Here is a 7,907-nt window from a genome sequence, read left to right on the forward strand (position 1 = left end):
GGGGGGATATTGATGTTAACAATTTTAAGGGGAGTCTGGAGACTCCCGATATTGTGTAATCCGTAGAGACGCTTCGCTTAACTCTACGGACAGTGCGTCTGGTACGGTGATAACACCGACCAGAGGGCCAACCAAAGGTCACCCAGTGACCCACCTAGTATCACAACCATAGCTCCACAAAAACAAACCATTTTCAAACTCAATTAATTATCAGTAATTTTGTTTCTTAATGAGATTCCTATCCCCCGGATTTTTATTTGCCCTTGTGACAATCGTCATTCCTATCCTTATTCATTTATTCAATTTCCGGAAATTCAAAAAGGTTTATTTCAGCAATGTGCGCTTTCTGAAAAATGTGGAGATGCAAACTTCTTCAAAGAGGCAGCTTAAAGATCGTTTAATTCTTGCATCAAGGATTTTAGGGCTTTCATTCCTCGTATTGGCTTTCGCAAGGCCATATATCCCGACTGCTTCCAAAGATAATTCGTTTCAAAATCAAGTTCTGAGTATTTATATTGACAATTCCTTTAGCATGGAGGCTCAGAATAAGGAAGGTACACTACTTGATGAGGCAAAACGTAGAGCCAAGGAAATTGCATCGGCCCATAGCCTGAATGATAAATTTCAAGTCCTTACTAATGATTTTGAAGGTAAAAACCAGCGTTTACTCTCTCTTGAAGAATTTCAAAATGCAATTGAAGAAATTGAAATTAGTCCCGCACGTAAAAACATAAATCAAATCATTTCCCGACAAAAAGAGGTTTTCTCGAAGGAGCCAAATTCGCGAAAAAGCGTTTATCTGATTTCAGATTTCCAGAAAAACATCCTCGGAGAGAATGCAATACCTGCAGATAGTTCCCTCGCAATCAGGTTGATACGAATAAAGTCAAATCCGCTGCCTAATATTTCCATCGACTCCATTTGGTTTAATTCTAGCATTCATAAGCCAGGCGATTTAGAGAAAGTAATTGTTAGGTTAAAAAATAGTTCGGAGGAGGATGCTCTGAATATCCCCATTAAACTCTTCATAAATAAAGAGCAAAAAGCCTTGGGAAGCCTTTTGATTAAAGCTAGGTCTACCGCTTTAGATACCCTAAGCTTTAGTGGGTTAAAAGCAGGTTGGCAGGAAGGGCATGTAGAAATTACCGATTTTCCCTTGATTTTTGATGATCACTTTTATTTTAGTTTTAAGGTGGAACAATCCATGCCCATCTTGATTATTAATGGTGCATCAGAAAATGCTTATTTGAATGCTTTGTTTAAATCCGATAGCTTTTTTCGCGTGACCAATAATCTTTCAGGGAGTGTAAATTATTCAGAATTAGATACTTACTCTTTGGTGATTTTAAATGAGTTGCCGGAGCTGAGCGCGGGACTATCGCAACAGCTGCAAGATTATTGCAAAAGAGGTGGCACATTGATGGTTTTCCCTAATTTGAAAGCTGATCAAGCGGGATTAAGAAATTTCCTTCAGGGACTAAATACCGACCTTCCAGAACAGGTAATTTCTAGGGAAGAGCGCTTAACATCCATTAATTTACAACATCCTCTTTTTGCAGGAGTATTTGATAAAAATATTCCCAAAATGGACTTACCATCCGTAAAAAAGTATTTAAAATTCTCTTCCTTAAGCAAAACAAATCGCAAAAATATTTTAGAACTGCCTGGAAATCAATTATTTTTGAGTGAATATGCTATCGGTACAGGAAAGATATATTTGTCGGCGGTAGCACTCAATGAAGAATCCAGCAATTTGCCTAAGCATGCCATTTTTGTGCCTATCATGTATCAATCGGCTTTAATATCTATCAGAAAGCAGCAGCTATTTTATGATTTAAATGCTGAAACATTGATCAATCTCCCTAAAATTATTCTAAACCCCAATCAGACGCTAAAACTCAGGAAAGAGTCCTATGAAACTATTCCAGATTTAAGGCAGAATGATCATTTATCACAAATTTTTGTTGAAAATCAAATAAGAGAAAATGGTCATTATCAATTATTTAAAGGCGATAGTTTGCTCGCTATTTTATCCTTTAACGATGCGGGGTCCGAATCTGATTTAAGCTATGCTAGCAATAATGAGATAAATGCTAATTTTGGGACTAATAAACCTGAAATGATAGAGCCAGAGCTAGCATCCATAGAAAATATGATAAAAAGTGTAAATCAGGGGACCTCATTATGGAAAGTTTGTCTGATATTAGCTCTTTTATTTTTCGCTGCAGAGATATTATTGATCCGTTTTTACAATAAAATACAAATTAAACCTCAAATAAATTGAAGAAATATTTAATTCAGTCGGCCACCATTTTACATCCTGAAAGTCCTTTAAACGGACAAACACTCGATGTTTTAATCAGCAATGGTAAGATTTCTGAAATTGCCCAGAAAATTGATGCTTCAGATAAGAATTTAATCATTATTGATGCAAAGGGACAGTTTCTATCACCTGGTTTTTTAGATATCAACGCCAATTTTGGAGAGCCGGGCTTAGAAACTAAGGAAGATATGGAAACTGGCTGTGCTACAGCTGCTGCCGGCGGATTTACAGCTGTTGCTTTGATGCCCAATACACAGCCTCCAATTCATTCGAAGGCGGAGGTTTCTTACCTAATGAACAAATCTAGAAACAACTTGGTGGATATTTTCCCAATTGGTTGTATAAGCCATAATCGCGAAGGGAAGGAATTGGCAGAAATGTTCGATATGAAAGACTCTGGAGCTATTGCTTTTTCGGATGGGAATAAGCCAGTATCAAATGCTGGATTGATGAGTCGGGCAATACTTTATACCAAATCATTTAATGGATTAATTTTTTCATACGCTGAGGATCAAGACATTGCGGCTAAGGGTAAAATGAATGAAGGAGTGATGAGTACTTTCCTAGGTATGAAAGGGAATCCTTCACTTGCTGAGGAATTAATGATTTCTCGCGATCTTTATTTAGCTGAATACAATGATGCTAGAATACACTTCAGTACGATTAGTACAGAAAGAAGTGTGGACTTAATCCGCAAGGCCAAAAAAGCAGGTGTGAAAGTTAGCTGTGATGTAGCGGCCCATCAATTAGTATTTACCGAAGAAAATTTAGAAGGTTTCGACAGCCAGTTTAAAGTTAAGCCACCTCTCCGCACCAAAGCTGATCAGAAGGCATTGATTGCGGGACTAAAAGATGGCACTATTGATGCTATTGTTTCACAACATACCCCGCATGAAATTGAGTTTAAAGATGTGGAATTTGAAATTGCTAGTTTTGGTATCATCGGACTCCAAACGGTATTGCCTCTGGCACTAAAATCAGGTTTAAGTCCCGAGCAAATTGTAGAAAAATTAGCCATCTCACCAAGAAAATTAATGGGAATTGAAATTCCATCTTTTGATTTAGGAATTTCTGCTAACTTTATACTTTTTAACCCCTTAGAAAAATGGACTTTGAATGAGGATTCGAATAAATCCAAATCATTTAACTCTCCACTTATGGGGCAGCAATTAACAGGCAAGGTGAATTTTGTTTGTAACAATGAACAATATTTAATCTCTTAAAAATCATATGAATACGAGTGTAAAAGAAGCCATGCTCTCTGCTTTAGCGCAGTTTGCTTCGGTAAATAATCAGGATCAAGATACTTTTTCGAAGGTGCTTGTATCGGTTTTTAGTTCGGACAAGGTTTATATGGAAAAGCTTGCCGCTATGGATGCCGCATTTGATGAAAATCCTATGTTTGAGGCTTTACGCGAACTCTTTTTCGATCTTTTATTGATTAATTTCTTTAATGAAGATGTGCGTAAGCTGGAGGAAGATTATTTAGAATCTCCCGAATGGGAACAAATTGAAGAGCAAACTATCGACCGTGGTACAGAGCTCCTCAATGTAATACTTTATTTGCAAGAGTGTCAGGATGAGGCAATTGAGCCTGAACTAAGTGATTTCTTGCGCGAATTTTTATTAGTGGATGAGGATGAATTCCAAGATGAACATCGTATCTATGAAGTAGTTATTGCTAATCAAATTCTTGTAGAGAGTAGCTTAAAAGAAGTTGCACGTGTAAGCTCCTCAATTCCAGAAGATTCTGAACTAAAAGAATTATTTTACCCAATGATTGGCTTTTTCAGAGATCCTGATCCCGTAGATGAGGATTTTAATGAATTTATCAAATATAGTGCAAACCCTGATTTCGACTCTGCCGTTTATGCTTTACTTATATCTTTTAACAATCAAAATTAAACAAACATGGAATTAACTAAACAAAACTTAAACAAAGAAGCTAGTACAAATGGTATTATCGTAGGAATTTTATCCTTAGTACTAGGAATTGTGGTTTTTTATGCAGCACCATCACTCTTAGGATCAATCGGATTCGGAATCGGATCAATGGTTGTATCAATTCTAATTTACGTTTTTTTCACGCTTGATTTAAGAAAGAAAATTGGTGGATTTTGGAGTTTTAGAGAGGCCTTAAAAGGAATTTTCCTAATGGCTTTTGTTGCAGGTTTACTTTATTCAGTAGTAAATTATGCTTTTTACAATTTTGTTGAACCACAAGCATATGAGAAAGTTGCTGGTTATATGGAAGCAGGAACAAGTAAAACCCTAGAAAATATGGGTATGGAACAAGACCAGATTGATGAAGCAATAAGTAAGCAGATGGAAGGAATAAAAGAACAGTACAACCCTACAGTAGGTCAATTTTTTAAGAACCTAGGTATTGCTGTGCTCGTGCAATTTGTGATGTCCCTAATTTTTGCAGCTATCTTTAAGAAAGAAGAACCTATTTTTGCTTCCGCAATAGAAGAGGAACAAGAATAATTTTATATTTGAAAAATAGCGTGCAGATTTTGTCAATTTTATTGATAAAATTTGCACGTTTAAATTAATCTTTAATCTCAAATCTAACGTCTTATATCAAACGTCTCACATCTCATATCTAACGTCTCACATCTCCCAATGAACATCTCCGTCGTCATCCCCCTTTACAATGAGGCAGAATCGCTGCCAGAGCTAACAAGCTGGATCGGCAGGGTGATGGATAAACATTCATTTAGCTATGAAATTATCTTAGTTGATGATGGAAGTAATGATGAATCATGGGAGGTAATTGAGCAGTTAAAAGTTGAAAATCCAGCTATTGTAGGAATTAAATTCAGACGTAATTATGGGAAGTCGGCAGCATTAAATGTTGGTTTTGAGGCCTGCCAAGGCGATGTAGTCATTACCATGGATGCCGATTTGCAGGATAGTCCCGATGAGATTCCTGAACTTTACAGAAAAATTGTAGAAGAGAAATATGACCTCGTTTCAGGTTGGAAACAAAAACGTCACGATCCACTGAGCAAAACCATCCCAACGAAACTTTTTAACCTTGCTACCCGCCGTATGTCGGGGATATATAACTTGCATGATTTTAACTGTGGATTAAAATCTTATCGTAAAGATGTTATTAAGAGCATTGAAGTCTATGGCGAGATGCACCGTTACATCCCCGTAATTGCCAAATGGGCGGGATTCAAAAAGATAGGTGAGCAGGTAGTAGAGCATCGTGCACGCAAATATGGCACGACAAAATTCGGCTTTAGTCGCTTTATAAACGGCTTTTTAGATCTTCTTTCCATATTTTTTGTAGGAAAATTTGCTAAGCGCCCGATGCACTTTTTCGGTACTATTGGTGCTTTATGCTTTCTTTTAGGTACCATCATGGCTTTGTGGATTATCGTTGAGAAATTATACCACATCACCATGCACATTCGCTATACGCGAGAAGTGGTTGATCAACCCTTGTTTTATATTGCGCTTGTTGCCATAATTGTAGGCTTTCAGTTATTTCTCACTGGTTTTATCGCCGAATTGGTTTCTAGAAATTCGACTGAAAGGAATGTTTATCAGATTGAAAAGACCATCTAAGTTCTATTGTGAATAAATATCCTAATTTGCTTAAATAAAAGCGTTTAACATGTTCTTTTCAATCATAATTCCACTTTATAACCGACCTCAAGAAATTGATGAGTTACTTCATACCTTAACACAGCAAACATATACTCAGTTTGAAGTGTTGATTATTGAGGATGGTTCTAAAATTGATGCTAAAGACATTGTTGACAGCTATGCTGATAGTTTAGATATTAAATATTTTTATAAAGAGAATGGTGGACAAGGTTTTGCGAGAAACTTCGGTTTTGAGCATGCTAAGGGCGATTATTTTGTAATTTTTGACTCTGACTGTCTTATTCCCATAGATTATTTAGAAATCGTTAAAAATTACCTTTTAGAGTATCCTTTAGACGCTTATGGCGGACCCGATGGTGCTCACCCTTCATTCACCCCAGTCCAAAAGGCGATTAGTTATTCAATGACTTCACCATTTACTACTGGCGGAATAAGAGGAAATAAAAAGCATATTGGGCAGTTTCATCCAAGAAGTTTCAACATGGGAATTTCGAGGGAAGTGTGGGAGCGTACTGGCGGATTTATACTTACACGCCTAGGTGAGGATATCGAATTTAGTATTCGCATCCAATCCATGGGTTTTAAAATAGGTTTAATTCCCGATGCGATAGTTTTTCATAAACGCAGGACAGATTTAAAGCAATTTTACAAGCAATTGCACTTTTTTGGACGGGCAAGAATTAATATTTATAAACACTTTCCATCTGAGTTGAAAATTGTGCATTTTTTTCCGGCATTATTTACTCTTTTTTTGCTTCTTAGCTTGATATTAAATGCTTTTAGCCAACCTTTGGCCGAATTTTGTAATACATTGATCGCAATTTTTATTTTGTTGATATTTTTTCACTCTTGGAATGTAAACAAATCAGCAAAAGTTGCATTTTTGAGCATTGCTGCATCCTTCGTGCAGCTCACTGCCTATGGCTTAGGTTTTATGCAGGATTTTTGGAAGAGAATAATTTTAAGAAAATAAGAATATATGGATCAGCGGATGTCTGTGAGTGTTATTTTGTCGGATGCCTGGGAACTAGCAAAAAGAAATATTTGGATTTTGCTCGGTTTTACTATCGTTCAATTTCTGTTTATTTTAACAATAACTGGGGTATTGGGTGTGGTTTTGGGAGGTGGCTCCGGGACTGCCGCCCTCATTCAAAATGTGGTTCTTAGCTTGTTCGATGCGTTCTTTACCGTCGCATTTTACCAGGTATTTTTTAAGTTAATTGATGATGATGATCATCCAGAACTGCCTGATTTTGTGCCCAATTTATTGAAAGCAGTCAACTTTTTGATTGTTAAACTGATCGTGGGATTGATTCTTGTGGGTATCATTGCCATTATCAGCTCCATCTATTTTATTAATACCCCCGAAATTGATACTAGCCAGCCTTTCAGCTGGGAACTATTGCCAGTATTCATCCTAATTGCTATTCCCATCATTTTTTTTACCATCCGTTTTTGCTTTGTGGTATGTTTCATAGTAGATCAGGAATCAGGTTCATCAGAGGCAATTAGTCAGAGTTGGACCCTTACCAAAGGACATTTTTGGTTTATCAGCTTGCTGTTTTTGGTTATGTTGGGACTTAATATTTTGGGTGCGATGGCGCTGTTTATCGGACTATTATTTACCGTTCCTTTCTCAAGTATAATTCTGATCATTGCATATCGTCATTTGGTAAATAATTATACTGATGAAGAAGAAATTATGTTAAACGATCCGGAGGATAAGGATGGGGATTAAGTCTTTTTTAGCAAAACCTATTGCCGCACTCGCGGTAAAGCAGATTGAAAAGTGGAAAAAAAATCCCCTTGAGGCTCAAAAAAAGGTTTTTACACATTTAATCTCCAAAGCGCAAAACACAGCTTTTGGCAAGGATCATTCCTTTTCGGAAATTAAAAACTACCAAGATTTTAAGAAAAATGTACCCTTAGCAGATTATGAAGAACTACGCACCTACATTGATCG

The 7,907-nt window shown here is 36.8% G+C and carries 8 protein-coding genes; all 8 read left to right on the forward strand.

The genetic code is table 11. From position 1 onward, the window contains the following. Window positions 1-229: 229 nt before the first annotated feature. Window positions 230-2,284: a BatA domain-containing protein gene (locus ACIQ0D_RS10110; protein WP_395805236.1), complete on the forward strand. Its 2,055-nt coding sequence runs from the start codon at window positions 230-232 to the stop codon at window positions 2,282-2,284. Then, window positions 2,281-3,546 (forward strand): dihydroorotase, encoded by a 1,266-nt coding sequence (locus ACIQ0D_RS10115; RefSeq protein ID WP_395805238.1) that lies wholly within the window; start codon window positions 2,281-2,283, stop codon window positions 3,544-3,546. The genes ACIQ0D_RS10110 and ACIQ0D_RS10115 overlap by 4 nt, the downstream gene beginning before the upstream one ends. 7 nt (window positions 3,547-3,553) lie before the next feature. After that, window positions 3,554-4,228, forward strand: a complete 675-nt coding sequence (locus tag ACIQ0D_RS10120) for a hypothetical protein (protein ID WP_395805240.1) — start codon at window positions 3,554-3,556, stop codon at window positions 4,226-4,228. Between the two features lie 6 nt (window positions 4,229-4,234). After that, window positions 4,235-4,810, forward strand: coding sequence for a DUF4199 domain-containing protein (locus tag ACIQ0D_RS10125; RefSeq protein WP_395805241.1), 576 nt, complete (start codon window positions 4,235-4,237; stop codon window positions 4,808-4,810). 138 nt (window positions 4,811-4,948) lie between these two features. Then, window positions 4,949-5,902, forward strand: coding sequence for a glycosyltransferase family 2 protein (locus ACIQ0D_RS10130; protein WP_395805243.1), 954 nt, complete (start codon window positions 4,949-4,951; stop codon window positions 5,900-5,902). A 49-nt stretch (window positions 5,903-5,951) separates the two neighbouring features. Further along, a complete protein-coding gene (locus ACIQ0D_RS10135; protein ID WP_395805245.1) occupies window positions 5,952-6,917 on the forward strand; it encodes a glycosyltransferase in 966 nt (321 codons plus the stop codon). A 6-nt stretch (window positions 6,918-6,923) separates the two neighbouring features. Beyond that, entirely contained in the window at window positions 6,924-7,682 is a 759-nt protein-coding gene (locus ACIQ0D_RS10140) for a DUF975 family protein (RefSeq protein ID WP_395805247.1), read from the forward strand. Continuing rightward, the coding region (locus tag ACIQ0D_RS10145; RefSeq protein WP_395805249.1) for a GH3 auxin-responsive promoter family protein at window positions 7,672-7,907 on the forward strand (236 nt) is incomplete at its 3' end. The genes ACIQ0D_RS10140 and ACIQ0D_RS10145, both read left to right, overlap by 11 nt.

The organism is Daejeonella sp. (genome assembly GCF_044342615.1).
Taxonomy (GTDB): domain Bacteria; phylum Bacteroidota; class Bacteroidia; order Sphingobacteriales; family Sphingobacteriaceae; genus Daejeonella.

What these genes read in the sequence shown, in the direction of transcription:
- ACIQ0D_RS10140 (WP_395805247.1), top strand. Translation starts at nt 6,924, where the DNA reads ATGGATCAGCGGATGTCTGTGAGTGTTATTTTGTCGGATGCCTGGGAA.
- ACIQ0D_RS10125 (WP_395805241.1), top strand. Translation starts at nt 4,235, where the DNA reads ATGGAATTAACTAAACAAAACTTAAACAAAGAAGCTAGTACAAATGGT.
- ACIQ0D_RS10130 (WP_395805243.1), top strand. Translation starts at nt 4,949, where the DNA reads ATGAACATCTCCGTCGTCATCCCCCTTTACAATGAGGCAGAATCGCTG.
- ACIQ0D_RS10135 (WP_395805245.1), top strand. Translation starts at nt 5,952, where the DNA reads ATGTTCTTTTCAATCATAATTCCACTTTATAACCGACCTCAAGAAATT.
- ACIQ0D_RS10110 (WP_395805236.1), top strand. Translation starts at nt 230, where the DNA reads ATGAGATTCCTATCCCCCGGATTTTTATTTGCCCTTGTGACAATCGTC.
- ACIQ0D_RS10120 (WP_395805240.1), top strand. Translation starts at nt 3,554, where the DNA reads ATGAATACGAGTGTAAAAGAAGCCATGCTCTCTGCTTTAGCGCAGTTT.